The sequence below is a fragment of the Variovorax davisae genome (assembly GCF_030316845.1).
In the GTDB taxonomy this organism is placed as follows: Bacteria; Pseudomonadota; Gammaproteobacteria; order Burkholderiales; family Burkholderiaceae_C; genus Variovorax; species Variovorax davisae.
On the sequence record NZ_JASZYS010000002.1, the window covers coordinates 335,751 to 360,684 of the forward strand.

Consider the following 24,934-nt stretch of genomic DNA (forward strand, 5'->3'; position numbering starts at 1 on the left):
CGGGCTCAGTCGGCGTCGCTGCTCGGCAGCCGGCGCACCGGCGACTTGGGGCGCAGGCCCGGCGTCACGTCCAGTTCCAGCTTGTCGCTGCCGCGCTGAAGCGCGAAGCGCGTCGCCGTGCCCGGCTTGAGGCCGGCCACCGCGCTCAGCAGCTCCTGCGTGTTGCCCACGTTCTTCTCGGCCACGCCCGTGATCACGTCGCCGGGACGCACGCCCGCCTTGGCGGCCGGGCCGTTCTGCAGCACGCCGGTGATGATCACGCCGCTGCTGGCCTTGACGCCGAAGGTCTCGGCCAGTTCGGGCGACAAGTCGTTGGGCTCGACGCCGATCCAGCCGCGCGTGACCTTGCCGGCCTTGACGATGTCCTCCAGCACCTGCTTGGCGGTCGAGACCGGGATCGCGAAGCCGATGCCCATGCTGCCGCCCGAGCGGGAGTAGATCGCGGTGTTGATGCCTTCGAGGTTGCCGTTGACGTCGATCAGCGCGCCGCCCGAATTGCCCGGGTTGATGGCGGCATCGGTCTGGATGAAGTTCTCGAAGGTGTTGATGCCGAGCTGGTTGCGCCCGAGCGCCGAGACGATGCCGCTGGTCACGGTCTGGCCGACGCCGAACGGGTTGCCGATGGCCAGCACCTGGTCGCCCACCTGCAGCGCCTCGGAATTGCCCAGCACGATCACGGGCAGCTTGTCGAGCTCGATCTTGAGCACCGCCAGGTCGGTGTCGGGGTCGGTGCCGATCACCTTGCCGCGCGCATGCCGGCTGTCGTTGAGCGTGACGTCGATCTCGTCCGCGCCCTCGACCACGTGGTTGTTGGTCAGGATGTAGCCGTCGGCGCTGACGATCACGCCGCTGCCGAGCCCGATCTGCGGCTGGTCGCCCTGGTTACCGAAGAAGAAGCGGAACCAGGGGTCGTTGCTGCGCGGCGAGCGCTGGGCCGCCTTGCTGGTGTTGATGCTGACCACGGCCGGCGAAGCCTTCTTGGCCGCGGCGCTCAGGCTGCCGGCGGCGATGCCCCCGGCCGGCGCAGCGGGGGCTTCGACCACCGAGACCAGGCCGTTGAACGGACCGGTGCGCCGGTTCAGCCATTCGGGCTTGAGCGTGGCGACGACGAAATAGGCCGCCAGCAGGACGGTCACGGCTTGGGCAAACAGCAGCCAGGTGCGTTTCATGAAAAAGCGGGGAGCAAAGCGCCGATTGTCCCCCAAAGGTTTCTGCGCTTCGGTGGCCCGCCGCCGCTGGCCCGGTCGCTCGGAAGGAATTGGGGAAAACCCTTGAAACAGCGCCGGTGTTCCCGGAACTCGCCGGGCGCCGGCCGGGGCCACAATGGCGCGATGAGCACGACCCGCCACGAACTCCTGCACGCATTCGACCTGCTGCTGGCGCCCGCGCGCTTCAAGGACTACGGGCCCAACGGCCTGCAGGTCGAGGGCCGCACCACGGTGCGCAAGATCGTCTCCGGCGTGACCGCGAGCCGGGCCCTGATCGAAGCCGCGATCCATGCCGAAGCCGACGCGATCTTCGTCCACCACGGCCTGTTCTGGCGCGGCCAGGACGGGCGCGTCACGGGCTGGATGCGACAGCGCCTGGGCCTGCTGCTCGGCGACGACGTCAACCTGTTCGCCTACCATCTCCCGCTCGACGCCCATCCCGAGCTCGGCAACAACGCGCAGCTGGGGCTTCGGCTCGGCCTGGTCGCGCACCCGGGCTCGGCCGGCCGCTTCGGCGAGCAGGAGCTCGGCTTCCTCGGCGCGCGCGACAACGGCGACGGCTTCCCGAACGCGAAGGCGCTGGCCACCCACGTCGAGAAGGCGCTCGGCAAGGCCGTGACGCTGGTGGAAGGCGCGCCACGCCCGATTCGCCACATCGCCTGGTGCACGGGCGGTGCGCAGAGCTACTTCGAGGCCGCGATCGCCGCCGGGGCCGATGCCTTCATCACGGGCGAGATCTCGGAGCCCCAGGCCCACTACGCCCGCGAGATGGGCGTCGCCTTCCTGGCCTGCGGCCACCATGCCACCGAACGCTACGGGGCGCCGGCCGTTGCGGCGCATGTCGCCGCCCAGTTGGGCCTGGCCCACGAATTCATCGACATCGACAATCCGGCGTGAGCAACAACGACGCGTCCCTCCCCATCGCCATCACGCTCGGCGACCCGGCCGGCATCGGCCCCGAGATCATCGCCAAGGCCTTTCGCGACGCCGCCGGCGACTTGCGCGGCTGCTTCGTGGCCGGCGACCTGGCGACCGTGCGGCGGGCCGCCCAGGCGATCGCCGCCATCGGCGCACCGGCCTTGCCGGTCGCGCTGCTCGAGACGCCGGCCGAGGCGCGCGATGCGCCGGCCGGCTGCATCCCGGTGCTGCAGGTGGTGGCGCCGACGGGCGCACCGATCGTCCAGGGCCAGGTCAGCGCCGAGGCCGGCCGCATCGCCGGCGATTGCGTGGTCTGGGCCGCGCGCGCGGCGCTGCGCGCAGAGATCGCCGCGATCGTCACCGCCCCCTTGCACAAGGAGGCGCTCGCGGCGGCCGGCTTCCCGTATCCAGGCCACACCGAACTGCTGCAGGCCGAGGCTGCGGCCCACCTGGCCCGGCCATTGTCGGAAGTGCCGGTGCGCATGATGCTGGCCAACGACGAACTGCGCACCGTGCTGGTCAGCATCCACATGTCGCTGCGCCAGGCGATCGAGGCCGTGACCGTCGATGGCGTGCTGCAGACGCTGCGGATCGCGCACCGTGCGCTCGGCGCGGTGCTCGGGCGGGCGCCCAGGATCGGCGTCGCCGGCCTCAATCCGCATGCGGGGGAGGGCGGCCTGTTCGGCTCCGAGGAGCGCGACATCATCGCGCCGGCGATCGCGGCCGCACGCGCCGAAGGCATCGATGCCGACGGGCCCCATGCGCCCGACACCGTCTTCATGCGCGCCCGTGCCAAGGCCGATGGCCGCGGCGAGTTTGATGTCGTGATCGCGATGTACCACGACCAGGGGCTGATCCCGGTCAAGTACCTGGGGGTCGAGAAGGGCGTCAACGTGACGCTGGGCCTGCCGCTGGTGCGGACCAGTCCCGATCACGGGACGGCCTTCGACATCGCGGGGACGGGACGGGCGGATGCGTCGAGCCTGATCGAGGCTGTGCGGATGGCGCGGTCGCTGGTGGGGCGGGCCTAGCCAAGGTCTCAGGGACGCTTGAGACTGTCCCGGATCTCGCGCAGCAGCATCACGTCTTCAGGCGTGGCCGGCGGCGGCGGCGGGGCTTCGGCCTTGTTGCGCAGCCGGTTGATCTGCTTGACCATCAGAAAGATGATGAAGGCCAGGATCACGAAGTTCACCGCCACGGTGATGAAGTTGCCATAGGCCAGCACCGGTGCGCCGGCCTTCTTGAGTTCGACCAGCGTGTCGGCCACGCCGCTCGGTCTGGGGCCCAGCACGATGTAGAGGTTCGAGAAGTCGAGCTTGCCGAAGATGAGGCCGACCAGCGGCATGATGATGTCGCTCACCAGCGAGTCGACGATCTTGCCGAAGGCCGCACCGATGATCACGCCGACGGCCAGGTCGATCACGTTGCCCTTGACGGCAAATTCGCGGAACTCTTTCAGAAAGCTCATGTCGTGCACCTCGTCTGGGGTTGGTTTTGAACGCCGGCCAGTATAGGGGTGGGGGTGCGGTCTGCGCCCGGTCGAAGGCCCGCGCGCCGGGCGCTTCGCGCCGTTGAATTCGCCTTTTACGCTCCGCTACAATCCTTGGTTGACCCAAGTCCCCCCGAAGAAGATTGAGGATCTCCATGAGTGACAGCAGCGCGAGTACCGCCGGCCGACCCCGGATCGACACCAGCAAGCGGACATGGTTGATTGCCTCAGGCTGCGCCGGCGCAGTGGGTGGCGTGGCCGTCGCAGTGCCCTTCGTGAGTTCGTTCCAGCCGTCGGAAAAGGCCAAGGCCGCCGGCGCCCCGGTCGAAGCCGACATCGGCGCGCTGCAGGTCGGCGAGAAGATGACCGTCGAATGGCGCGGCAAGCCGGTCTGGATCCTGAAGCGTTCGCCCCAGCAGATCTCCGAACTGCCCAAGCTCGATCCGCTGCTCGCCGATCCGCAATCGAAGCGCAACCCCGACGAGTTCACGCCCGAGTACGCGCGCAACGAGCATCGCTCGATCAAGCCCGAGATCCTGGTGGTCGTGGGCATCTGCACCCACCTGGGCTGCTCGCCCACCGACCGCTTCCAGCCGGGCCCGCAGGCCTCGCTGCCCGACAATTGGGAGGGCGGCTTCCTGTGCCCCTGCCACGGCTCGACCTTCGACCTGGCCGGCCGGGTCTTCAAGAACAAGCCCGCGCCCGACAACCTGCCGGTGCCGCCGCACATGTACCTCTCCGACACGCGCCTCCTGATCGGCGACGACAAGAAGGCCTGAGGAGAACAAGAACATGGCTGAATTCCACGAAATTTCCCCCAACGCCCCAGCCAACGAGAAGCTGCTCAACTGGGTCGACAACCGCTTCCCGCTGACCAAGCTCTGGAACGACCAGTGGGGCAAGTACTACGCGCCGAAGAACTTCAACTTCTGGTACATCTTCGGCTCGCTCGCGATGCTGGTGCTGGTGATCCAGATCGTGACCGGCATCTTCCTGGTGATGCACTACAAGCCCGACGCCGCGCTGGCCTTCGGCTCGGTCGAGTACATCATGCGCGACGTGCCCTGGGGCTGGCTGATCCGCTACATGCACTCGACGGGGGCCTCGGCCTTCTTCATCGTGGTCTACCTCCACATGTTCCGCGGCCTGATGTACGGCAGTTACCGCAAGCCGCGCGAACTGATCTGGATCTTCGGCTGCGCGATCTTCCTCTGCCTGATGGCCGAGGCCTTCATGGGCTACCTGCTGCCCTGGGGCCAGATGAGCTACTGGGGCGCCCAGGTGATCGTCAACCTGTTCGCCGCCATCCCCTTCGTCGGTCCTGACCTGGCCCTGCTGATCCGCGGCGACTACGTGGTGAGCGACGCCACCCTCAACCGCTTCTTCAGCTTCCACGTGATCGCCGTGCCGCTGGTGCTGCTCGGCCTGGTGGTGGCCCACCTGATCGCGCTGCACGAAGTGGGTTCGAACAACCCCGACGGCATCGAGATCAAGGCCAACCGCGGCGCCGACGGCCATCCGGTCGACGGCATCCCGTCGCACCCGTACTACACGGTGCACGACATCTTCGGCGTGGTGGTGTTCCTGACGATCTTCTCGGCCGTGATCTTCTTCGCGCCCGAAGCCGGCGGCTACTTCCTCGAGTACAACAACTTCATCCCGGCCGATTCGCTGAAGACGCCGAACCACATCGCGCCGGTCTGGTACTTCACGCCCTTCTATTCGATGCTGCGCGCCATCACCAGCGAGATGATGTATGCGCTGATCGCCTGCGTGGTCGCTGCCGCCGCCTACGGCGTCTGGAAGGCTCGCTTCCCGTCCTTCATCAAGGTCGGCATCGTGGTGGTCGCGGTCGGCGTGGTCGCCATGATGCTGTCGATCGACGCCAAGTTCTGGGGCGTGGTCGTGATGGGCGGCGCGGTCGTCATCCTGTTCTTCCTGCCTTGGCTGGACCACAGCCCGGTCAAGTCGATCCGCTACCGCCCGAGCTGGCACAAGTATGTCTACGGCGTGTTCGTCGTCAACTTCGTGGTGCTGGCCTACCTGGGCGTGCAGCCGCCGTCGCCGATCGGCGAACGCATCTCGCAGATCGGAACGCTGTTCTATTTCGGTTTCTTCCTGCTGATGCCGTGGTGGAGCCGCCTCGGCGAATTCAAGCCGGTCCCCGAGCGCGTGGTTTTCAACGCTCACTGACCGGGAGACGACAAGAATGAAGAAACTGATCCTCACGTTGATCGCGGCGCTCGGCATCGTCACCGGCGCACACGCCGCCGAAGGCGGCATCGCCTGGGACAAGGCGCCGAATCGCACCACCGATCTGGCCGCGCTGCAGAACGGCGCCAAGCTGTTCGTCAACTACTGCCTGAGCTGCCACTCGGCGGCGTTCATGCGCTTCAACCGCCTGACGGACCTCGGCATCTCCGAGCAGCAGATCAAGGACAACCTGCTGTTCACGACCGACAAGATCGGCGAGACCATGCGGGTCAACATGGACCCGCGCCAGGCCAAGGAATGGTTCGGCACGGTGCCGCCCGACCTGACCCTGGTGGCGCGTTCGCGTGCCGGCCACGGCGGCACGGGCGCCGACTACCTCTACACCTACCTGCGCACCTTCTACCGCGACGACACCAAGGCCACCGGCTGGAACAACCTCGCGTTCCCGGCCGTGGCGATGCCGCACGTGATGTGGGAGCTGCAGGGCGAGCGCCGTCCGGTCTTCGACAAGGTCGAATCGCACGGCCATGAGACCGAAGTGTTCAAGGGCTGGGAGCAAGTGAGTCCCGGCACCATGACGCCGATCCAGTTCGACCAGAACATGGGCGATCTCGTCAGCTATCTGCAGTGGATGGCCGAACCGGCCCAGAACACCCGCATCCGCGTCGGCGTCTGGGTGCTGCTGTTCCTCGTCATGGCGATCGTCTTCACGTGGCGCCTCAATGCCTCGTACTGGAAAGACGTCAAGTAATGCCACGCCGATCCGGCGCCTCGTGCGCCGGGTCCCGCAGAGTGGGTTGCAGACGCGACCCACTCTTTTTGATTTTTAGGAGTCTTTCGCCATGATGGTCCTGTATTCTGGAACGACCTGCCCCTTTTCCCATCGCTGCCGCTTCGTGCTGTTCGAGAAGGGCATGGATTTCGAGATTCGCGACGTCGATCTCTACAACAAGCCCGAGGACATCAACGTGATGAACCCGTACGGGCAGGTGCCGATCCTGGTCGAGCGCGACCTGATCCTGTACGAGTCGAACATCATCAACGAGTACATCGACGAGCGCTTCCCGCATCCGCAGCTGATGCCCGGCGACCCGGTCGACCGCGCCCGCGTGCGCCTGTTCCTGCTCAACTTCGAGAAGGAGCTGTTCGTGCACGTGTCCACGCTCGAGAACCGCACCACCAAGGGCAACGAGAAGGCGCTCGAGAAGGCCCGCTCGCACATCCGCGACCGCCTCACGCAGCTGGCACCGGTGTTCCTCAAGAACAAGTACATGCTGGGCGACAACTTCTCGATGCTCGACGTCGCGATCGCGCCGCTCTTGTGGCGCCTCGACTACTACGGCATCGACCTCAGCAAGAACGCGGCCCCGCTCTTGAAGTACGCCGAGCGCATCTTCTCGCGCCCGGCCTACATCGAGGCGCTGACGCCGTCCGAAAAGGTCATGCGCAAGTGAGTCGCCTGCGCCGTCGCCCATGATCAACGCGCTCGAGTCGTCATCCACCCGCCCCTACCTGATCCGGGCGTTGTACGAATGGTGCACCGACAACGGCTTCACGCCGTATGTCGCGGTGCAGGTCGACGACACGGTGCAGGTGCCGCGCGAGTACGTCAAGAACGGCGAGATCGTGCTGAACATCAGCTTCGACGCGACCAGCTCGCTCAAGCTCGGCAACGACTTCATCGAGTTCAAGGCCCGCTTCGCCGGCACGGCGCGCGAGATCAGCGTGCCGGTGGGGCGCGTGATCGCGATCTATGCGCGAGAAAACGGGCAGGGCATGGCCTTCCCGGCGCCGGCACCGGCGCATGCCGATGGGGGTGCTGCCGCACCGGCCGCCGCGACGCCGTCGACCGCATCGACCCGGACCCCGCTGCGCGACGCCTCGCGCGGCACCGAGGGCGACGCCAGCAAGGTGGTGCACCTGGTCTCCGGGGAGGGCGAAGAGGCGGCCGCCCCCGGCAGCACGCCGCCGCCGGACCCCGAAGACCCGCCACGGCCGCCGGCCGGGGGCGGGGCGCGCCCGTCGCTCAAGCGCATCAAGTGAACTGCGCGGCCCGCATCGTTGCGGCCCGCTAAAATCCAGGTCCCGCCGCTTTAGCTCAGTTGGTAGAGCAACCGCCTTGTAAGCGGTAGGTCGTCAGTTCGATTCCGACAAGCGGCACCATTTCCTGGCGCATCCGGCGCTCCCATGAACACCTCATCGAATGCTCTCGCCGCCGGCCGGCGCGCACAGGCGCTGCAGCGCCGCGCCGCCGCCGTGCAGTGGATCCGCAAGACCCACGGCTGGATCGGCCTCTGGGGCGCGATCCTCGGCCTGCTCTTCGGCACCGCCGGCATCTGGCTCAACCACCGCGCGGTGCTCAAGCTGCCGCTGGCCCAGCAGCGCGCCAGCGCCCAGCTGGCGCTGCCCGAGCCGCCACCGGCCAGCGCGGCGGAGATGGCCGTCTGGCTGCAGGCGGCCCTGGATCAGAGTCGAGCTCCGAACTCGATGCGCACCGAGCCCGCGCGACCGGTGGCCTGGGGCGAGAAGGGCCACGCCGACCCGCTGATGCAGCCCGAGCGCTGGACCTTCAATTTCGGCGGACCCGACGCCATCGTCCAGGCCGAGTACTGGCGCGGCAACCGCTCGGTCGGCGTCACGACCACCCAGAATGGCTTCGTCGCCACGCTGACCAACATGCACAAGGGCACCGGCATGTCGGTCGGCTGGATCCTGCTGGTCGATACCCTGGCCGGCAGCCTGATCTTCCTGTCGATCTCGGGGGTGATCCTCTGGATGCTCACGCACCGCCGCCGCGCGGTCGGCCTGGCCATCTTCGGCAGTTCGGTCGCCCTCACCGTGGGCCTGGCGCTGGCGCAGCTCTGAAGCGCCGAGTGCCCGGCGCGGCTCAGCGCCGCGACATCACCTTGATCCGGATCGTCGAGACGTCCCAGCCGCGCGACTTGAGCCGCGACTGAAGCAGGGGCGCCAGCTGACGCAGCTTGGCGGCCGCGGCGCTGCCGTTCACCAGCAGGCACCAGACCTCGGCCTCGGCCGGTCCGGCCTGGACCGCGGCGCGCATTTCAGCCGGGATCAGGTCCTGCACCGCCGCCAGCCGCTCGTTGGCGTCGCGCGCGCGTGCTGCCAGGCCCGCCAGGGTGGGCGAGCCCTCGGCGGCTTCGAGCAGGGTGACGGCGGGGTTGAGACGGCGGTACATGGACGGTTCGAGGGCGGTTGGCGGGCAATGGGCGGCGGATCGGAAGGTCGAGGCAAGGTGGCTAAAATCAGCGGTTTGCCGGCATCCTGCGCGCCGGCCCGCTTGCCTTTTGGTCAAGCGCGCCCAAGTTCGTTCTCTTGTCTATCTTAGGGATTTCGGTCGAGGCGCCCGCATCCGGCGAGTGTGCATCGATCTCCATTCATGGCCACCAACTTCCTGACTCAAATTTTCGGCAGTCGCAATGACCGGCTCCTGAAGCAGTATCGCAAGACGGTCGAACGCATCAACGCGCTGGAGCCGTCCTTCGAGAAGCTCGACGACGCGGCGCTGCGCGCCAAGACGCAGGAGTTCAAGGACCGTGTCGCCAAGGGCGAGTCGCTCGACGACCTGTTGCCCGAGGCCTTCGCCACGGTGCGCGAGGCCTCGAAGCGGATCATGAAGATGCGCCACTTCGACGTCCAGTTGCTGGGCGGCATGGCGCTGCACAACGGCAAGATCTCCGAAATGCGCACCGGCGAGGGCAAGACCCTGACGGCGACCTTGCCGGTGTACCTGAACGCGCTGACGGGCAAGGGCGTGCACGTGGTCACGGTCAACGACTACCTCGCCAACCGCGACGCCCAGTGGATGGGCCGGCTCTACAACTACCTCGGGCTGTCGGTCGGCATCAACCTGCCGCAGATGCCGCGCGAGGAGAAGCAGCAGGCCTACGGCAGCGACATCACCTACGGCACCAACAACGAGTACGGCTTCGACTACCTGCGCGACAACATGGTCTACGAGCCGGGCGACCGCGTCCAGCGCGGGCTGAACTACGCGATCGTCGACGAGGTCGACTCGATCCTGATCGACGAGGCCCGCACGCCGCTGATCATCAGCGGCCAGGCCGAGGACCACACCGAGCTCTACCTGGCGATCAACAAGGTGGTGCCGCTGCTGGTCAAGCAGGAAGGCGAGGCCGACCCGCGCACCGGCGAAGGCGTCACTCAGCCGGGCGACTTCACGGTCGACGAGAAGACCCACCAGGTGTTCCTGACGGAAGACGGCCACGAGAAGGCCGAGCAGGTGCTGTCCGAGTTCAAGCTGCTGCCCGAGGGCGCCTCGCTCTACGATCCGGCCAACATCACGCTGATGCACCACCTGAACGCGGCGCTGCGGGCCCGGCATCTCTATCACCGCGACCAGCACTACGTGGTGCAGCAGGGCGAGGTGGTGATCGTCGACGAGTTCACCGGCCGCTTGATGAGCGGCCGCCGCTGGAGCGATGGCCTGCACCAGGCGGTGGAAGCCAAGGAAGGCGTCGAGATCCAGGCCGAGAACCAGACCCTGGCCTCGATCACCTTCCAGAACTACTTCCGCCTCTACGGCAAGCTGGCCGGCATGACCGGCACGGCCGACACCGAGGCCTACGAATTCCAGGAGATCTATGGCCTGGAGACCATGATCATTCCGCCGAACCGGCAGAGCAAGCGCGAAGACCAGCTCGACCGCGTCTACAAGACCACGCGCGAGAAGTACGAGGCCGCGATCCAGGACATCCGCGAATGCCACGAGCGCGGCCAGCCGGTGCTGGTCGGGACTTCGTCGATCGAGAACTCCGAGATCATCGCCGGCCTGCTCGAGAAGGCCGACCTGCCGCACCAGGTGCTCAACGCCAAGCAGCACGCGCGCGAAGCCGACATCGTGGCCCAGGCCGGGCGCACCAAGATGATCACGATCGCCACCAACATGGCGGGCCGCGGGACCGACATCGTGCTCGGCGGCAACGTCGAGAAGCTGATCGAGGCGGTGGAAGCCGACGAGTCCAGGGACGAAGCGGCCAAGGCCGCGGAAATCGCCCGCCTGCGCGCCGAGTGGACCAAGGACCACGAGTTCGTGAAGTCGCTGGGCGGCCTGCGCATCATCGCCACCGAGCGCCACGAGTCGCGCCGCATCGACAACCAGCTGCGCGGCCGCTCGGGCCGCCAGGGCGACCCGGGCTCCTCGCGCTTCTACCTGAGCCTGGACGACCCGCTGATGCGCATCTTCGCGGGCGATCGCGTCAAGGCGATCATGGACCGCCTGAAGATGCCCGACGGCGAGGCGATCGAGGCCGGCATCGTGACCCGCAGCATCGAGAGCGCGCAGCGCAAGGTCGAGGCGCGCAACTTCGACGTCCGCAAGCAGTTGCTCGAGTACGACGACGTCTCGAACGACCAGCGCAAAGTGATCTACCAGCAGCGCAACGACATCCTCGACGCGACCGAGCTGACGGCCCAGATCGAGGCCTTGCGCGAAGGCTGCTTCACCGACCTGGTGCGCCAGTACGTGCCGGCCGAATCGGTCGAGGAGCAATGGCAGCTGGCCGGCCTCGAGAAGGTGCTGAGCGACGAGTGGGGCCTCGAGATCCCGCTGCGCCAGCAGGTCGAGGCGGCGACCGCGATCGGCGACGAGGAGGTGGTCGAGAAGGTGGTGGCCGCCGCCAACGAGGTCTTCAACGCCAAGCTGGCGCTGATCGGCCAGGAGAACTTCACCCAGTTCGAGCGCATGGTGCTGCTGCAGAGCATCGACACCCACTGGCGCGAGCACCTGGCCTCGCTGGACTACCTGCGCCAGGGCATCCACCTGCGCGGCTATGCGCAGAAGCAGCCCAAGCAGGAATACAAGCGCGAGGCCTTCGAGCTCTTCGGCCAGCTGCTCGACTCGGTCAAGAACGAGGTCACGCGCCAGCTCATGACGGTGCGCGTGCAGTCGGGCGAACAGCTCGAAGAGGCCGCCGAGGCGATGGAAAGCCGCGGCGAGAACCTCGCCAACATCACCTACACCGCGCCGACCGAAACCGGCGAGGTCGAGGTCCGGGTCGACGAGGAAAGCCAGCGTCGCCAGCTCGCCGGCGGCCTCTCCGCCGGTGCCGCGGCCTTCGCGCGCGTCGGCCGCAACGATCCGTGCCCCTGCGGCAGTGGCAAGAAGTTCAAGCAGTGCCACGGCAAGCTCAGCTGACATCCATCGACAGGATCTCTCCATGCCAGTGAATCTCTCCGCTCCAGATCCCGCCGCGCTGCATGCGGTGCCCGGCGTTCGCATCGGCGTCGCCGAAGCGGGCGTGCGCAAGGCCAACCGCAAGGACCTGACGGTCGTGCTGATCGACGAAGGCGCCGCGGTCGGCGGCGTGTTCACGCAGAACCGCTTCTGCGCGGCGCCGGTCCAGGTCTGCCGCGAGCACCTGGCCCGCGACTTCGGCATCCGGGCGATGCTGATCAACACCGGCAATGCGAACGCCGGCACCGGCGAAGACGGACTGGCGCGCACCCGCGCCACCTGCATCGCGCTGGCGCGCCACCTGGACCTGGCGCCCGAACAGATCCTGCCCTTCTCGACCGGCGTCATCATGGAGCCGCTGCCAATCGATCGCATCGAAGCCGGCCTGCCCGCAGCGCTCGCCGATGCCGCGCCCGACCACTGGGCGCGGGCGGCCGAAGGCATCATGACCACCGACACCGTGCCCAAGGCCTTCAGCCAGCAGGTGCAGATCGGCGGCGCGACCGTCACGGTCACCGGCATCAGCAAGGGCGCCGGCATGATCCGGCCGAACATGGCGACCATGCTCGGCTTCATGGCGACCGACGCCAAGATCGACCCGGCGCTGATCCAGCCCCTGGCCAAGGCCCTCGCCGACGCCTCGTTCAACCGCGTGACGATCGACGGCGACACCTCGACCAACGACTCCTTCGTGGTCATCGCGACCCAGAAGGCGGCGCATGCGCCCATCGGGTCGCTCGAATCGCCCGAAGGCCGTGCACTGCTCGACGCGATGCGCAACGTCGCCCGCCAGCTGGCGCAGGCCATCGTGCGCGACGGCGAAGGCGCGACCAAGTTCATCACCATCCGGGTCGAAGGCGGCAAGGATGCGGCCGAGTGCCGGCAGGTCGCCTATGCGGTCGCTCACTCGCCGCTGGTCAAGACCGCGTTCTTCGCCAGCGATCCGAACCTGGGCCGGATCCTCGCGGCTGTCGGCTATGCGGGCATCGCCGACCTCGACCAGACCGGCATCGACCTCTATCTCGACGATGTGCACGTGGCGGTCAAGGGCGGGCGCAATCCGGCCTACCGCGAAGAAGATGGCCAGCGCGTCATGAAGCAGAGCGAGATCACGGTGCGCATCGCGCTCGGCCGCGGCAGCGCCGCCGACACCGTCTGGACCTGCGACCTGAGCCACGACTACGTCTCCATCAACGCCGACTACCGGTCATGAACGTCCAGTTCGAACGCCTGCTCGAGCGGGCCGAGCACCTCATCGCGCGCATCGAATCGATCCTGCCGCAGCCGCTCGCGGCGCCGGCCGACTGGAGCGCCTCCATCGCCTGGCGCTACCGCCGCCGCAGCTCCGGCCACGGCACGCTCGAGCCGGTGCGCCACGTGGCCGCGATGGCGCTCGACGCGCTGAAGGAAATCGACGTCCAGAAAGAGAAGATCGAGCGCAACACGCGCCAGTTCGTCGAAGGCAAGCCGGCCAACAACGTGCTGCTGACCGGCGCTCGCGGCACCGGCAAGTCCTCGCTGATCCGGGCCTGCCTGCAGGCCTATGCGCCGCGGGGCCTGCGCCTGATCGAGGTCGACAAGGCCGAGTTGACCGACCTGCCCGACATCATCGAGGTGGTGGCCAACCGGCCCGAGAAGTTCATCATCTTCAGCGACGACCTGAGCTTCGACGAGGGCGAGCCGGGCTACAAGGCGCTGAAGTCGATCCTCGACGGCTCGATCGCCGCGTCGACACCCAACGTGCTGATCTACGCGACCAGCAACCGGCGCCACCTGCTGCCCGAGTACATGAAGGACAACCTCAGCTACACCCATACCGACGATGGCGAAGTCCATCCGGGCGAGGTGATCGAGGAGAAGATCTCGCTGTCGGAGCGCTTCGGCCTCTGGGTCAGCTTCTATCCCTTCAGCCAGAACGAATACCTGGCGATCGTCGGTCAATGGCTGTCCTCGTTCGGCGTCGACGCCAAGGCGGTCGAGGCCGCGCGCCCCGAGGCCCTGGTCTGGGCGCTCGAGCGCGGTTCGCGCAGCGGCCGCGTGGCCTACCAGTTCGCGCGCGACTACGCGGGACGTGCGGCTTGACCGGAACGCGCAAGCACACCGAGGTCGCGGTCGGCATCCTGATCCGCGAGGATGGTGCGCTGCTGCTGTCGACCCGGCCCGAAGGCAAGCCCTACGCCGGCTACTGGGAGTTCCCGGGCGGCAAGCTGGAGGCCGGCGAGAGCGTCGAGCAGGCGCTGCGGCGCGAGCTGCACGAAGAGCTCGGCATCACGATCGCCGGCGCTGCGGTCTGGAAGGTCACCGAGCACGACTACCCGCATGCCCTGGTGCGCCTGCACTGGTGCAAGGTGCATCGCTGGAGCGGGGAATTCGAGATGCGCGAGGGGCAGGCGATGTGCTGGCAGCAGCTGCCGCTCGACGTCACGCCGGTGCTGCCGGGCGCACTGCCGGTGCTGGCCTGGCTGGCCGAGGAACGCGGGCTGGTCTTCGAGCCGCCTGCAGCCTAGGCACTACTGCCGCTTCGGATCGCCGAACGGATCTTCGTCCGGCGGCGCATCGGCCGGCATCCGGAATTCTTCGCTGGCCCAGGCACCCAGGTCGATGCCCTTGCAGCGCGCGCTGCAGAACGGCCGGTAGGGGTTGCTGGCGGCGTAGACGCTGTCCAGTCCGCATGCCGGGCAACGGACGATCCGCTCGCCGATGGAATTCGTCGCACCGCTCATCGAATGTCTCAGGCGCAAAGGGTCAGTTCGAACGGGGCCTCGTCCGTGCTTTGATGAAGGCGATCATCGGTGCCATGGCGCATCAGCCTGACCGACACCATCAGCCGGTTGCCGGAAATCTCGGGGATCAGCCCGAGCTTGGGGTCGATGCGCAGGCGCAGCAGCTGGAAGCTGCGGCCCTGCGGCAGGGTCTGCTGGAACTGGCCGTTGGCCGCGATCACCTTGTAGGGCACGTCGGCGTCGCGCAGCAGCTTGAGCAGCAGATAGATCGATTCGGCCAGCGGCGCCAGCGTGGACGACCAGCGCTCGAGGTCGGCACGCCGTTCGTGGGCGCGGCGGTTCTGCCAGGCGTAGTAGGCCGGCAGGTCGAACTCGCAGGTGCCGCCCGGAATGCCGGCGCGGCTGCGGATGCTCATCAGCCACTCGTTCTCGGTCAGGGCCTGCCCGGCCTTGCCCGGCACGGTATTGAGGGTCGTGAAGTTGCTCTCGAGCTTGCCCACGACCTGGTCCAGCACCGATTCGGCGATGGCCGGGTTGCCGCGGTAGCTGTTGAAGACGTTCTTGTGCTTGTCGAGGTCCCGCAGCACGTCGGCCTTGAGGTCGGCGCGCGCCGCCACGTCCATGATCTCGAAGATCGTGACGAGGGCGTAGTGATGCAGCAGCGGCGACTCGGCCGGCACCAGCTCGCCAAGGCGACGGAACAGGTGTTCCAGCCGAAGGTAGGTCCGGATGCGCTCGTTGAAGGGGTACTCGTAGAGGATCACGCGTGGGGGCTTCCGGTTGCAGATGATAGCTTCAAGAGGCCTTCGAAGGGGCAGCCGGCAGGATCTTGCGCACCGCCTCCAGCATCTGCTGGCCGACCACCAGTTGCCCGTGCATCGACAGGTGCGTGTCGTTGGGGAAGAAATAGTCGCGGACCTTCTTTTTCTGTTCGAACGAGAGGCTGAACAGGTCGGGGCCCAGGTCGGCGGCGCCGAAGGCCGTCACGAAATCTTTCGAATGTTCCGGCTTGACATACACGGTGGTCTTGTTGGGGATGATCATCCACAGCACGGTGCGCCGCGGATGGGCGTCGCCGAAAGCCTTCATCTGGGTCGCATGCTGCACCGTGAGCTCGCCGTTCTCGTCGTCTGCCGGCCAGAATGGGACCTTGTCGCACAGCTGGTGGCTGAACATCGCGCAGCCCTCGGGAACCGGTCGCACCAGGATGCGGTCGTTCGACAGGATCGGATCGGTCGCCTCGCGCGCCCGCCGGGTGTTGCGGTAGATCCGCACGCCCGAGGTCAGCTTGCCGTCCCAGTTGAGCGCCGGCACCGGCACCGACGGGGGCGATTCGAAGAAGGGCTTGATGCCGGCCGTGAAGGGCTTGGCCATCGTCTTGCAGGTCTGGGTGGCAACCATGCGGTCGTTCACCAGGCGCTCGATGCTCTCGACGATCACCAGCTTGCCGCGGAAGCCCGCGCGATCGAGCCAGGCGTCGAAGTCGCCGCAGAGCTCCTCGTTGATCTGGCCCCAGAAGGTGGTCGTGACGCGGTAGCCGGCCCGGGTGAGCATCGATTGCCAGCGGTTCGACATCGAGAAGCTGTCGCCGATCACGACGATGTCGGCGTCGGCCACCGGCACCGCATCGAGGTACTTCGGCTCGACGTGCGGTGGTTCGATCCGCCAGCCGAAGGCGGACTCCGACAGCAGGCCGATGCGCGTCATGTCGCCGTAGAAGGGCGGCGTTTTCAGGGTCACGATCAGCAGCGCGATGATGACGATGAAGCCGGCCCCGAAGATCCGCAGCCAGAGTTTCGCGGGAGTCATATCAGAATTGGAAATAGAGGAAGGGGCTGTACGAGCCCAGCTTCGAAACGCAGACGCCCAGCAGGTACACCGTGAAGGCGGCCATCAGCGCCGTGAACACCCAGGCCAGGCGCGGCCGGCCGGCCAGCGCCTGCAACTGCGGCACCCAGCGCTGCAGCGTGATGGTCGGCGGCATCACCAGGCAGATGAACAGCCCGACCAGCAGCGTATGGAAGAAGTCGTTCTTGCGGTAGGGCACGGCCCCCAGTTCGCTGAACACCGAATCGGAGGTGCCGTGCAGCCCGAGCATGGCTTGGTAGATGGTGGTCGCGGCGTGCATGCTCTCGGCCCGGAACACCACCCAGGCGATCATCACGCAGACGAAGGTCAGCAGCCAGCCGAGCAGGCGCGCCACCCGGCCGGGCTTGGCATTGCGGCGCACCTTGGCGTTCCAGAGGTGGTTGACCATCAGGAAGAAGCCGTGCAGTGCGCCCCAGATGACGAAGGTCCAGGCCGCCCCATGCCACAGGCCGCCCAGCAGCATCGTCAGGAACAGGTTCAGGTAGCGCCGCCCCGGACCCTTGCGGTTGCCGCCCAGCGGCACGTAGAGGTAGTCGCGAAGAAAGGTCGACAGCGAAATGTGCCAGCGGCGCCAGAACTCGATGATGTTGGTCGACTTGTAGGGCGAATTGAAATTGAGCGGCAGCTGCACCCCGAGGCACAGCGACAGGCCCACGGCCATGTCCGAGTAGCCCGAGAAGTCGAAGTAGATCTGCAGCGTGTAGGCCAGCACGCCGACCCAGGCGGTGCCCATCGTCGGCGTCAGGCCCTTGTGGACGCCGTTGAACATCAGGTCGGCGTACTCGCCCATCGGGTCGCCGATCAGCAGCTTCTTGGCCAGCCCGAAGACGAAGATCGCCAGCCCGAGCGCGATCTTGTCGTAGTCGACCCGGTAGGTCGCCGGGTTGGCGAACTGCGGCATCATCTGCGCGTGGTGCAGCACCGGGCCCGCGATCAGGTGCGGAAAGTAGGTGACGAACAGCACGTAATGCACGAAGCTGCGCTCGTGCACCTTGCCTTGCCAGCAGTCGACCAGGAAGGCGATCTGCGTGAAGGTATAGAACGAGATCCCGATCGGCAGCGCGATGTGCAGCATCGAGATCGGCGAGTAGCCGGCGGCCAGGAGGCCGTCGTTGACGTTGGCGACGAAGAAGTTCGCGTACTTGAACACCGCCAGCACGCCCAGGTTGACCACCAGCGCGAACACCAGCATCTTCTTGCGGCCGACGTCGTTGCGTCCCGGGCCGGGGGTCAGGCGCAGGCCGGCCCAGTAGTTGAAGCAGATCGAGCCGAGCAGCAGCGGCAGCGCCTGGACGCTCCACCAGCCATAGAAGAACAGGGAGGCGAGCGCGAGAAATCCGGCGGCCGCTCGTGCGTTGCGCTTTCCGATCAGGAAGAACCCGACCAGCACGATCGGGAAAAAGAAAAAGATGAACGCGTACGAATTGAAAAGCATCTTGGGGGAGGGCTGTCTCGCGGGGTCGAAACGCACGCCGTTTTCTTGTTGTCTGGCGCACGCGCGCCGGCGGACCGGAGATTATCGCGTGTCCGTGCCGGCCCAGCGATTCCAAAGACTCCGGACTTCGAGGGAGAGTTCCTCCAGCGTCAAGGTCTCGTTGAAGATCAGTGCATCGGCGGCCGCGCGCCTGTGGCCGCGTTCTGCCTGCTGCGCGATCACGGCGCGCACCGCCTCGGGCGCCCAGCCGGAACGTGCCACCACGCGATGGAGCTGGACCGCCTCGGAAGCGTCCACCACCAGCACGCGATCGACGATGGCGCGCCAGCGCCTGGATTCGACCAGCAGGGGCACGTCGAAGACCAGCGTCTGGCCGGGCGCCGCGGTCGCCGCCTGCCGTTCGCATTCGACGCCGATCAGCGGGTGCAGGATGGCTTCGAGCCGGCGCTTGGCGTCCGGATCCGCGAACACCAGCTCGCGCATCCGCGCCCGGTCGAGGCCGCCGTCGGCCGCGATCACCGAGCGGCCGAATTCGGCCTCCAGCGCCGGCATGGCGGCGCCTTGGGGCTGCGCCACCGCGCGGGCGATCGCATCGGTATCGACCAGCTTGGCGCCGAGCCCGACCAGCAGCGACGCGACGGTGCTCTTGCCGCTGCCGATGCCGCCGGTCAGGCCGATGCGCATGGTGCGCCCGCCTTCAGAGCCCGACCGCGCGCAGGATCGCGTCCGGTCCGAAGATCATGGCCGTGAAGCCGGCCGCGGCCAGGAAGGGCCCGAAGGGCACGTAGCCGCCTTCGCGCAGGCGGCTGCTGAACTTGAGCGCGAGCCCGACCACGACGCCGATCACCGACGCCATCAGGATGATCGGCACCAGCGCCTGCCAGCCGAACCAGGCGCCGAAGGCCGCGAACAGCTTGAAGTCGCCATAGCCCATGCCCTCCTTGCCGGTGGTCAGCTTGAACAGCCAGTAGATGGCCCAGAGCGACAGATAGCCGGCCACGGCGCCCCAGACCGCCTGCGCGAGGGGCACCCCGGTGAAGCCGGCGATCGACGCCAGCAGGCCGCCCCACAGCAGCGGCAGGGTGATGTCGTCGGGCAGCAGGGTGGTGTCCCAGTCGATCAGCGCCAGCGCCAGCAGCGCGGCGGCGAAGGCGCACCAGGCGAGCGCGCCGTACTGGCCGGGCATGCGCCAGACGCACCAGGCGAACAGGGCGCCGGTCAGCAGCTCGACCACCGGATAGCGCAGGCCGATCGGCGTCTTGCAGGAGGAGCACCGGCCGCGCAGGGCCAGGTAGCTCAGCACCGGAATGTTCTCGTACCACCGGATCACGTGCCCGCACTGCTGGCAGCGCGAATGCGGCACCATCAGGTTGAAGGGCTCGAGGGCGGGCGCTGCCGCCGCGTCGCCGTCGGCGAGGCTCGCGCATTCGGCCGCCCACTGCCGCTCGAGCATCTTGGGCAGCCGGTAGATCACGACATTGAGAAAACTGCCGATCAAGAGCCCCAGCACGCCGGCCAGTGCGGCGTCCACCCCCTGCGACACCCACATCAGACGACCTGGCCGAGCTTGAAGATGGGCAGGTACATCGAGACCACGATGCCGCCGATGATCACGCCCAGGAAGACGATGATGATGGGCTCCATCAGGCTCGACAGGCCGGCGACCATGTCGTCGACTTCCGACTCGTAGAAGTCGGCCGCCTTGCCCAGCATGTGGTCGATCGAGCCCGATTCCTCGCCGATCGCGGTCATCTGCAGCACCATCGACGGGAACAGGTTGGCATTGGTCATCGCCGTGGTCAGGCTGGTGCCGGTCGACACCTCCTGCTGGATCTTGACCGTTGCATCGGCATACACCGAATTGCCCGAGGCACCGCCGACCGAGTCGAGGGCCTCGACCAGCGGCACGCCGGCGGCGAACATCGTGGCCAGCGTGCGGGTCCAGCGGGCGACGCAGGACTTGTCGATCAGGGTGCCGAAGATCGGCAGGCGCAGCAGCAGGCGGTCCATGACCTTCTGTACCCGCTCGTTGCGCTTCCAGGCCTGCAGGAAGAAATAGATGCCGCCGCCGATCACGCCGAAGATCAGCCACCAGTAGGAGACGAAGAATTCGCTGATGCCCATGACGATCAGGGTCGGTGCGGGCAGGTCGGCGCCGAAGGAGGTGAACACCTGCTTGAAGGCCGGGATCACGAAGATCATGATGATCGCCACCACCACGAAGGCCACCACGATGACCGAGGTCGGGTACATCAGCGCCGACTTGATCTTGGACTTGATCGCCTCGGTCTTCTCCATGTAGGTGGCCAGCCGGTCGAGCAGGTCTTCCAGGATACCGGCCGCCTCGCCGGCCTCGACCAGGTTGCAGTAGAGGCTGTCGAAGTACTTCGGGAACTTGCGGAACGCCGCCGACAGCGAGGTGCCGGTCTCGACGTCGCTGCGGATGTCGTTGAGCAGCTTGGCCACGCTCGGGTTGGCATTGCCGCGGCCGACGATGTCGAAGGCCTGCAGCAGCGGCACGCCGGCCTTCATCATGGTGGCCAGCTGGCGGGTGAAGATCGCGATGTCCTTGGGCTTGATCGCCTTGCCCGAGCGCATCCGGCGCTTCTTGATCTTGGTCGTGAGGATGCCCTGGCGCCGCAAGGCCGCCTGCACCTGGTTCTCGCCGGCGGCGCGGACTTCGCCGCGCACGGTCTTGCCGTTGCGGTCCTTGCCTTCCCACTCGAAGACGAATTCCTTGACCGTCCGGGACGATGCTGTTGCCGTTGCCATGGGATCTCCGCTTCTCCGTGTGCTGCTGCTGATGCGTGCGAATCGACGCGTGTTTTATTCGTTGGTGACGGCCAGCACTTCTTCGAGCGAGGTCAGCCCCTGCATGACCTTGCGCAGGCCCGACTGGCGCAGCGACCTGACGCCCTCGGCCTCGGACTGCTTGGCGATGTCGAGCGAGGTGCCGTCCCGCAGGATGATCTTCTGGATCTCCTCGGTGATCGGCATCACCTGGTAGATGCCGACGCGCCCCTTGTAGCCGCTGTTGCAGGCCGAGCAGCCCACCGGGTGGTAGGGCTTCCAGGAGCCGTCCAGGTCGCTGTCCTTGAAGCCGGCGTCGAGCAGGGCTTGCCGCGGCACCTCGGTCGGCGTCCGGCACACGGTGCACAGGCGCCGCGCCAGCCGCTGGGCGGTGATCAGGATCACGCTGGAAGCGATGTTGAAGGGCGCGATGCCCATGTTGCGCATCCGCGTCAGCGTGGTCGGGGCGTCGTTGGTGTGCAGCGTCGAGAGCACCAGGTGGCCGGTCTGGGCCGCCTTGATCGAGATGTCGGCGGTTTCGATGTCGCGGATTTCGCCGACCATGATGATGTCGGGATCCTGCCGCAGGAAGGCCCGCAGGGCGGTCGCGAAGGTCAGGCCGGCCTTGTCGTTGACGTTGACCTGGTTGACGCCCGGCAGGTTGATTTCGGACGGATCTTCGGCGGTCGCGATGTTCACGCCGGGCTTGTTGAGCAGGTTCAGGCAGGTGTAGAGCGACACCGTCTTGCCGGAGCCGGTCGGCCCGGTGACCAGCACCATGCCGTAGGGGCGGCCGATGGCCGTGAGCAGGCGTTCTTTCTCGTCGGCGTCGTAGCCGAGCGCATCGATGCCCAGCCGGGCGCTGCTCGGGTCCAGGATCCGGATCACGATCTTCTCGCCGAACAGCGTGGGCAGCGTGCTGACCCGGAAGTCGATCACGCGTTCGGGACCGATCTTGAGCTTCATCCGGCCGTCTTGCGGGATCCGCTTCTCGGAGATGTCGAGCCGGGAGATGACCTTGATGCGCGAGGCCAGCTTGTCCTTGATGACCGTCGGCGGGCTGGCGATCTCGCGCAGCTCGCCGTCGATGCGGAAGCGCACGCGATAGTTGTGCTCGTAGGGCTCGAAGTGGATGTCCGAGGCCCGCATGCTGAAGGCGTCGAGCAGCATCTTGTGCAGGAAGCGCACGACCGGCGCGTCCTCGACCTCGGCCACCGCCGGGTCGTTGCTCTCGCTCGAGGTGTCGGCCGAGACTTCGTCGAACTCGAACTCGGTGCCGATGATGCTGTCGATGGTCTCGGAGGCGCTCACCGCCGCCGCCTCGATCATGCGCGAGAGCTTGTCGTACTCCGCGATGACCCAGTCGACGCCCATCTGGGAGGCGAACTTGATCTTTTCCGCCGCCTGCTGGTCCGACGGGTCGGCTGTTGCGACAATGAGACGGTTGTTGCGCTTGCTGAGCACCACGACCCGGTAGGCCTGGCACAACTTGGGGTCGAGCAGGTCCTTGGGCAGGCGCTGGGAATCAATGGCGTCGAGGTCGAGCAGCGGGGCGCCGAAGGCGCTCGACAGCGTGTGCGCCAGGTCGGCCGCCGACACGGCGCCGCTGCCGGTCAGCTCGGCGATGAAGCTGGTCCTGCCGCTGAGCGACTTCTGGTAGATGTCCTCGGCCGTCTTGGCCGGGAGCTTGCCGGCCGAAACCAGGGCGCGCGCAAGCCCAGGAAGGGCGATCGGCGAGCTGTCTTTGACGAGGGGTTCGGCTGCGGCCATTCAACGAATGTAAGAAACGTGAAAATTTGCTTCACGATCATCGCTGATCGCCCAAGCGCTGTAAACCGCTGCGCGGCAACAGTTCCGCGGAGCATTTGGCAATTACAGCCCTGAAAGGCTGGTGGGGGTGAGAGGGTTCGAACCTCCTTGCACTGCCCTGCTCCAGAGCGAGCCCGCTGTCCCTGTGCATTCGACGCACCGAGCGTCGAGGGTAGCACAGCGCCCGGGGACGCCGAAGGGGCTGTTGCAGCGACGCTGCACAGGCTGTCGGCGCTGGCTGGGGCAGGGGTGGGTGCGACCGGGCCGCAGGGCCTGTGTCGTCGGCGGGCGGTCCACATGGCATGGACGCCAGCGGGTCGACGCGATGCGAAAAATGGTCGGGGTGAGAGGATTCGAACCTCCGGCCTCTACGTCCCGAACGTAGCGCTCTACCAGGCTAAGCTACACCCCGATGGTGCTGATTGCGAGAACTGTGACGCCACCGTGGCGTTCACTCGTGTGAGTGGTTCGTCAGGCGCGCCGCTCAAGCAGCTGAGCCGCTAATTGTAGCAAAGCCGCGGCATGCGGATTCGCAGAAAAACCACGAAGTGCGTCGATGGCGCGTTGCGCCTCGGCGGCAGCGGCGGCGCGCGTGGCCTCCAGGGCGCCGGTTTCGCGCACGATGGCGACGATCTGCGGCAGCTGCGTCGTGTCGCCGGCCTCGATGGCGCCGCGGATCAGCGCCTGCTGTGCCGGCGTGCCGCGCTGCATCGCGAGGATCAGCGGCAGCGTGGTCTTGCCTTCGCGCAAGTCGTCGCCGACGTTCTTGCCGGTTTCGCTGGCGTCCCCGGCGTAGTCAAGCACATCGTCGATGACCTGGAAGGCCGTGCCCAGGGCCTGGCCGTAGGTGGCGCAGGCTTCCTCGACCTCCGGCGTCACCCCGGCCAGCACGGCGGCCAGCCGGGTGCTGGCTTCGAACAGCTTGGCGGTCTTCGAGCGGATGACGCGCAGGTAGGCGTCCTCGTCGAGGGTGGCGTCGTGCATGTTCATCAGCTGCAGCACCTCGCCCTCGGCGATCACGTTGGTCGCCTCGGCGAGGATCTGCATCACGCGCACGTCGTCGGCGTCCAGCATCATCTGGAAGGCGCGCGAGTAGAGGAAGTCGCCGACCAGGACGCTGGCCGGGTTGCCAAAGGATTCGTTGGCGGTGGGGCGGCCGCGGCGCAGCGTGGACTCGTCCACCACGTCGTCATGCAGCAAGGTGGCGGTATGGATGAACTCCACCACGGCGGCCAGGTTGAAGCGCTGCTCGCCGCGGTAGCCCAGGGCGCCCGCCATCAGCAGCAGCAGCGCCGGACGCAGCCGCTTGCCGCCGGCGGAGATGATGTACTTCGAGACCTGGCTGACCAGCGGCACGCCGGTGTCGAGGCGGCGCGCGATCACGAGATCGACGCTGTCCATGTCGTCGGCGATCAGGCTGAGAACGGCGGCGGCGGGGGAGGTGTCGGCGGCGTGAACTGACAAAGGCAAGGGCGCTTGCGCGCAGCAGGAGGTGCGACGATGGCGCTGGCGGCCATGGAGGCCGGGTGGCCGGAAGCCGACGATTATAGGGACGGCCGGCCCGCCCCCCGGACGGCCTCGGCGCGCCAGGTGGCGCAAAACGGCCAGGGTGCTATAATCGTGGGCTCTACGGAATTCGCCGTGGAGCCATCTTTATCCAAGAGGTCAATAATGTACGCGGTCATAAAAACCGGCGGCAAGCAGTATCGCGTTGCTTCCGGCGAAAAAATTAAAGTAGAACAGATTGCTGCGGACGTGGGCCAGGAAATCGTGATCGATCAGGTGCTCGCAGTCGGAACCGGCAGCGAAATCAAGGTCGGCACGCCCCTGGTATCCGGCGCCACGGTGACGGTCACGGTCCTGTCGCACGGCAAGCACGACAAGGTTCGCATCTTCAAGATGCGCCGTCGCAAGCACTATCAGAAACGTCAAGGCCATCGCCAGCAGTTCACCGAACTGCAAATCGGCGCGATCGCCGGCTAAGGAGCACATTCCATGGCACAGAAAAAAGGCGGCGGCTCCACGCGAAACGGGCGCGACTCCAAGCCCAAGATGCTCGGCGTCAAGCGCTTCGGCGGCGAACTGATCAGCGCAGGCTCGATCATCGTGCGCCAGCGCGGTACCCAGTTCCACCCCGGCGTCAACGTCGGCATCGGCAAGGACCACACGCTGTTCGCCCTGGTCGAAGGCACCGTGTCCTTCGGCACCAAGGGTGCACTCAACAAGCACACGGTCAACGTGACCCCGGCCTGAGGCCTGTCACTT

At 66.9% G+C, this 24,934-nt stretch carries 26 protein-coding genes and 2 tRNA genes; 15 read left to right on the top strand and 13 right to left on the bottom strand.

What is annotated here, in order from left to right; genetic code table 11:
• Positions 1 to 5: 5 nt before the first annotated feature.
• Entirely contained in the window at positions 6 to 1,169 is a 1,164-nt protein-coding gene (locus QTI33_RS05860) for a S1C family serine protease (RefSeq protein WP_286504848.1), read from the bottom strand.
• A gap of 162 nt (positions 1,170 to 1,331) precedes the next feature.
• On the opposite strand from QTI33_RS05860, the gene QTI33_RS05865 reads away from it, so the two are divergent.
• Both QTI33_RS05865 and pdxA read left to right on the top strand, forming a co-directional pair.
• Positions 1,332 to 2,105 carry a Nif3-like dinuclear metal center hexameric protein gene (locus QTI33_RS05865; RefSeq protein WP_286504849.1) on the top strand — a complete coding sequence of 258 codons (774 nt, stop codon included), beginning with the start codon at positions 1,332 to 1,334 and terminating at the stop codon, positions 2,103 to 2,105.
• Positions 2,102 to 3,157 (top strand): 4-hydroxythreonine-4-phosphate dehydrogenase PdxA, encoded by a 1,056-nt coding sequence (pdxA, locus tag QTI33_RS05870; RefSeq protein ID WP_286504850.1) that lies wholly within the window; start codon positions 2,102 to 2,104, stop codon positions 3,155 to 3,157. Before QTI33_RS05865 ends, pdxA begins: the two co-directional genes overlap by 4 nt.
• An 8-nt stretch (positions 3,158 to 3,165) precedes the next feature.
• Here the strand turns inward: pdxA and mscL are convergent, their stop codons facing one another.
• The gene (gene mscL / locus QTI33_RS05875) at positions 3,166 to 3,594 is read right to left on the bottom strand and encodes a large conductance mechanosensitive channel protein MscL (RefSeq protein WP_286504851.1); all 429 of its coding nucleotides are present in this window, start codon (positions 3,592 to 3,594) and stop codon (positions 3,166 to 3,168) included.
• Between the two features lie 176 nt (positions 3,595 to 3,770).
• Here mscL and petA point away from each other — a divergent pair, with 176 nt between their 5' ends.
• From petA to QTI33_RS05910, 7 genes are all read left to right on the top strand, one after another.
• Positions 3,771 to 4,394 (top strand): ubiquinol-cytochrome c reductase iron-sulfur subunit, encoded by a 624-nt coding sequence (petA, locus tag QTI33_RS05880; RefSeq protein ID WP_286504852.1) that lies wholly within the window; start codon positions 3,771 to 3,773, stop codon positions 4,392 to 4,394.
• A 13-nt stretch (positions 4,395 to 4,407) separates the two neighbouring features.
• Positions 4,408 to 5,808 carry a cytochrome b gene (locus QTI33_RS05885; RefSeq protein WP_286504853.1) on the top strand — a complete coding sequence of 467 codons (1,401 nt, stop codon included), beginning with the start codon at positions 4,408 to 4,410 and terminating at the stop codon, positions 5,806 to 5,808.
• 16 nt (positions 5,809 to 5,824) lie between these two features.
• Complete coding sequence (locus tag QTI33_RS05890; protein ID WP_286504854.1) at positions 5,825 to 6,580, top strand: cytochrome c1; 756 nt, start codon at positions 5,825 to 5,827, stop codon at positions 6,578 to 6,580.
• Positions 6,581 to 6,671: 91 nt separating this feature from the next.
• Positions 6,672 to 7,283 (top strand): glutathione S-transferase N-terminal domain-containing protein, encoded by a 612-nt coding sequence (locus QTI33_RS05895; protein ID WP_286369119.1) that lies wholly within the window; start codon positions 6,672 to 6,674, stop codon positions 7,281 to 7,283.
• Positions 7,284 to 7,302: 19 nt separating this feature from the next.
• On the top strand, positions 7,303 to 7,872 hold the full coding sequence (locus tag QTI33_RS05900) for a ClpXP protease specificity-enhancing factor (protein ID WP_286504855.1): 570 nt from the start codon (positions 7,303 to 7,305) through the stop codon (positions 7,870 to 7,872).
• A 44-nt stretch (positions 7,873 to 7,916) separates the two neighbouring features.
• Positions 7,917 to 7,992 (top strand) — tRNA-Thr (locus QTI33_RS05905).
• A gap of 24 nt (positions 7,993 to 8,016) precedes the next feature.
• A complete protein-coding gene (locus QTI33_RS05910; RefSeq protein ID WP_286504856.1) occupies positions 8,017 to 8,694 on the top strand; it encodes a PepSY-associated TM helix domain-containing protein in 678 nt (225 codons plus the stop codon).
• 22 nt (positions 8,695 to 8,716) lie between these two features.
• Here QTI33_RS05910 and QTI33_RS05915 read toward each other — a convergent pair whose 3' ends face one another.
• Positions 8,717 to 9,025, bottom strand: a complete 309-nt coding sequence (locus tag QTI33_RS05915) for a hypothetical protein (protein WP_286504857.1) — start codon at positions 9,023 to 9,025, stop codon at positions 8,717 to 8,719.
• A 201-nt stretch (positions 9,026 to 9,226) separates the two neighbouring features.
• On the opposite strand from QTI33_RS05915, the gene secA reads away from it, so the two are divergent.
• From secA to QTI33_RS05935, 4 genes are read left to right on the top strand one after another with little or no spacing between them, the layout of a single operon-like run.
• Positions 9,227 to 12,004 carry a preprotein translocase subunit SecA gene (gene secA, locus QTI33_RS05920; protein ID WP_286504858.1) on the top strand — a complete coding sequence of 926 codons (2,778 nt, stop codon included), beginning with the start codon at positions 9,227 to 9,229 and terminating at the stop codon, positions 12,002 to 12,004.
• 22 nt (positions 12,005 to 12,026) lie between these two features.
• Positions 12,027 to 13,256 carry a bifunctional glutamate N-acetyltransferase/amino-acid acetyltransferase ArgJ gene (gene argJ, locus QTI33_RS05925; RefSeq protein WP_286504859.1) on the top strand — a complete coding sequence of 410 codons (1,230 nt, stop codon included), beginning with the start codon at positions 12,027 to 12,029 and terminating at the stop codon, positions 13,254 to 13,256.
• Positions 13,253 to 14,125, top strand: a complete 873-nt coding sequence (locus tag QTI33_RS05930) for an ATP-binding protein (RefSeq protein WP_286504860.1) — start codon at positions 13,253 to 13,255, stop codon at positions 14,123 to 14,125. The genes argJ and QTI33_RS05930 overlap by 4 nt, the downstream gene beginning before the upstream one ends.
• Positions 14,122 to 14,550 carry an NUDIX domain-containing protein gene (locus QTI33_RS05935; RefSeq protein WP_286504861.1) on the top strand — a complete coding sequence of 143 codons (429 nt, stop codon included), beginning with the start codon at positions 14,122 to 14,124 and terminating at the stop codon, positions 14,548 to 14,550. Before QTI33_RS05930 ends, QTI33_RS05935 begins: the two co-directional genes overlap by 4 nt.
• Before the next feature lie 3 nt (positions 14,551 to 14,553).
• Here the strand turns inward: QTI33_RS05935 and QTI33_RS05940 are convergent, their stop codons facing one another.
• The 10 genes from QTI33_RS05940 to QTI33_RS05985 form a co-directional block, all read right to left on the bottom strand.
• On the bottom strand, positions 14,554 to 14,766 hold the full coding sequence (locus QTI33_RS05940; RefSeq protein WP_286504862.1) for a DNA gyrase inhibitor YacG: 213 nt from the start codon (positions 14,764 to 14,766) through the stop codon (positions 14,554 to 14,556).
• 8 nt (positions 14,767 to 14,774) lie between these two features.
• Positions 14,775 to 15,530, bottom strand: a complete 756-nt coding sequence (zapD, locus tag QTI33_RS05945) for a cell division protein ZapD (protein ID WP_286504863.1) — start codon at positions 15,528 to 15,530, stop codon at positions 14,775 to 14,777.
• A gap of 31 nt (positions 15,531 to 15,561) precedes the next feature.
• On the bottom strand, positions 15,562 to 16,575 hold the full coding sequence (locus QTI33_RS05950; protein ID WP_286504864.1) for an alginate O-acetyltransferase AlgX-related protein: 1,014 nt from the start codon (positions 16,573 to 16,575) through the stop codon (positions 15,562 to 15,564).
• 1 nt (position 16,576) lies between these two features.
• Positions 16,577 to 18,070: an MBOAT family O-acyltransferase gene (locus QTI33_RS05955; protein WP_286504865.1), complete on the bottom strand. Its 1,494-nt coding sequence runs from the start codon at positions 18,068 to 18,070 to the stop codon at positions 16,577 to 16,579.
• An 81-nt stretch (positions 18,071 to 18,151) separates the two neighbouring features.
• Positions 18,152 to 18,754 carry a dephospho-CoA kinase gene (gene coaE, locus QTI33_RS05960; RefSeq protein WP_286504866.1) on the bottom strand — a complete coding sequence of 201 codons (603 nt, stop codon included), beginning with the start codon at positions 18,752 to 18,754 and terminating at the stop codon, positions 18,152 to 18,154.
• A 13-nt stretch (positions 18,755 to 18,767) separates the two neighbouring features.
• On the bottom strand, positions 18,768 to 19,619 hold the full coding sequence (locus QTI33_RS05965) for a prepilin peptidase (RefSeq protein ID WP_286504867.1): 852 nt from the start codon (positions 19,617 to 19,619) through the stop codon (positions 18,768 to 18,770).
• Positions 19,619 to 20,842 carry a type II secretion system F family protein gene (locus QTI33_RS05970; RefSeq protein ID WP_286504868.1) on the bottom strand — a complete coding sequence of 408 codons (1,224 nt, stop codon included), beginning with the start codon at positions 20,840 to 20,842 and terminating at the stop codon, positions 19,619 to 19,621. The genes QTI33_RS05965 and QTI33_RS05970 overlap by 1 nt, the downstream gene beginning before the upstream one ends.
• A 54-nt stretch (positions 20,843 to 20,896) precedes the next feature.
• Entirely contained in the window at positions 20,897 to 22,630 is a 1,734-nt protein-coding gene (pilB, locus tag QTI33_RS05975; RefSeq protein ID WP_286504869.1) for a type IV-A pilus assembly ATPase PilB, read from the bottom strand.
• A gap of 374 nt (positions 22,631 to 23,004) precedes the next feature.
• Positions 23,005 to 23,081, bottom strand: a tRNA-Pro gene (locus QTI33_RS05980).
• A gap of 59 nt (positions 23,082 to 23,140) precedes the next feature.
• Positions 23,141 to 24,133 carry a polyprenyl synthetase family protein gene (locus tag QTI33_RS05985; protein ID WP_286505135.1) on the bottom strand — a complete coding sequence of 331 codons (993 nt, stop codon included), beginning with the start codon at positions 24,131 to 24,133 and terminating at the stop codon, positions 23,141 to 23,143.
• A 207-nt stretch (positions 24,134 to 24,340) separates the two neighbouring features.
• Between QTI33_RS05985 and rplU the strand changes: the two genes are divergently transcribed.
• The gene (gene rplU / locus QTI33_RS05990; RefSeq protein ID WP_286369298.1) at positions 24,341 to 24,652 is read left to right on the top strand and encodes a 50S ribosomal protein L21; all 312 of its coding nucleotides are present in this window, start codon (positions 24,341 to 24,343) and stop codon (positions 24,650 to 24,652) included.
• A gap of 12 nt (positions 24,653 to 24,664) precedes the next feature.
• A complete protein-coding gene (gene rpmA / locus QTI33_RS05995) occupies positions 24,665 to 24,922 on the top strand; it encodes a 50S ribosomal protein L27 (RefSeq protein WP_286369136.1) in 258 nt (85 codons plus the stop codon).
• The last annotated feature ends 12 nt before the right edge of the window (positions 24,923 to 24,934 follow it).

Excerpts from the sequence above, each read along its gene's own strand:
- QTI33_RS05860 (WP_286504848.1), bottom strand. The coding sequence starts at position 1,169 with ATGAAACGCACCTGGCTGCTGTTTGCCCAAGCCGTGACCGTCCTGCTG.
- QTI33_RS05865 (WP_286504849.1), top strand. The coding sequence starts at position 1,332 with ATGAGCACGACCCGCCACGAACTCCTGCACGCATTCGACCTGCTGCTG.
- mscL (WP_286504851.1), bottom strand. The coding sequence starts at position 3,594 with ATGAGCTTTCTGAAAGAGTTCCGCGAATTTGCCGTCAAGGGCAACGTG.
- petA (WP_286504852.1), top strand. The coding sequence starts at position 3,771 with ATGAGTGACAGCAGCGCGAGTACCGCCGGCCGACCCCGGATCGACACC.
- QTI33_RS05885 (WP_286504853.1), top strand. The coding sequence starts at position 4,408 with ATGGCTGAATTCCACGAAATTTCCCCCAACGCCCCAGCCAACGAGAAG.
- QTI33_RS05890 (WP_286504854.1), top strand. The coding sequence starts at position 5,825 with ATGAAGAAACTGATCCTCACGTTGATCGCGGCGCTCGGCATCGTCACC.
- QTI33_RS05895 (WP_286369119.1), top strand. The coding sequence starts at position 6,672 with ATGATGGTCCTGTATTCTGGAACGACCTGCCCCTTTTCCCATCGCTGC.
- QTI33_RS05900 (WP_286504855.1), top strand. The coding sequence starts at position 7,303 with ATGATCAACGCGCTCGAGTCGTCATCCACCCGCCCCTACCTGATCCGG.
- QTI33_RS05910 (WP_286504856.1), top strand. The coding sequence starts at position 8,017 with ATGAACACCTCATCGAATGCTCTCGCCGCCGGCCGGCGCGCACAGGCG.
- QTI33_RS05915 (WP_286504857.1), bottom strand. The coding sequence starts at position 9,025 with ATGTACCGCCGTCTCAACCCCGCCGTCACCCTGCTCGAAGCCGCCGAG.
- secA (WP_286504858.1), top strand. The coding sequence starts at position 9,227 with ATGGCCACCAACTTCCTGACTCAAATTTTCGGCAGTCGCAATGACCGG.
- argJ (WP_286504859.1), top strand. The coding sequence starts at position 12,027 with ATGCCAGTGAATCTCTCCGCTCCAGATCCCGCCGCGCTGCATGCGGTG.
- QTI33_RS05930 (WP_286504860.1), top strand. The coding sequence starts at position 13,253 with ATGAACGTCCAGTTCGAACGCCTGCTCGAGCGGGCCGAGCACCTCATC.
- QTI33_RS05940 (WP_286504862.1), bottom strand. The coding sequence starts at position 14,766 with ATGAGCGGTGCGACGAATTCCATCGGCGAGCGGATCGTCCGTTGCCCG.
- QTI33_RS05950 (WP_286504864.1), bottom strand. The coding sequence starts at position 16,575 with ATGACTCCCGCGAAACTCTGGCTGCGGATCTTCGGGGCCGGCTTCATC.
- QTI33_RS05955 (WP_286504865.1), bottom strand. The coding sequence starts at position 18,070 with ATGCTTTTCAATTCGTACGCGTTCATCTTTTTCTTTTTCCCGATCGTG.
- coaE (WP_286504866.1), bottom strand. The coding sequence starts at position 18,754 with ATGCGCATCGGCCTGACCGGCGGCATCGGCAGCGGCAAGAGCACCGTC.
- QTI33_RS05965 (WP_286504867.1), bottom strand. The coding sequence starts at position 19,619 with ATGTGGGTGTCGCAGGGGGTGGACGCCGCACTGGCCGGCGTGCTGGGG.
- QTI33_RS05970 (WP_286504868.1), bottom strand. The coding sequence starts at position 20,842 with ATGGCAACGGCAACAGCATCGTCCCGGACGGTCAAGGAATTCGTCTTC.
- pilB (WP_286504869.1), bottom strand. The coding sequence starts at position 22,630 with ATGGCCGCAGCCGAACCCCTCGTCAAAGACAGCTCGCCGATCGCCCTT.
- rplU (WP_286369298.1), top strand. The coding sequence starts at position 24,341 with ATGTACGCGGTCATAAAAACCGGCGGCAAGCAGTATCGCGTTGCTTCC.
- rpmA (WP_286369136.1), top strand. The coding sequence starts at position 24,665 with ATGGCACAGAAAAAAGGCGGCGGCTCCACGCGAAACGGGCGCGACTCC.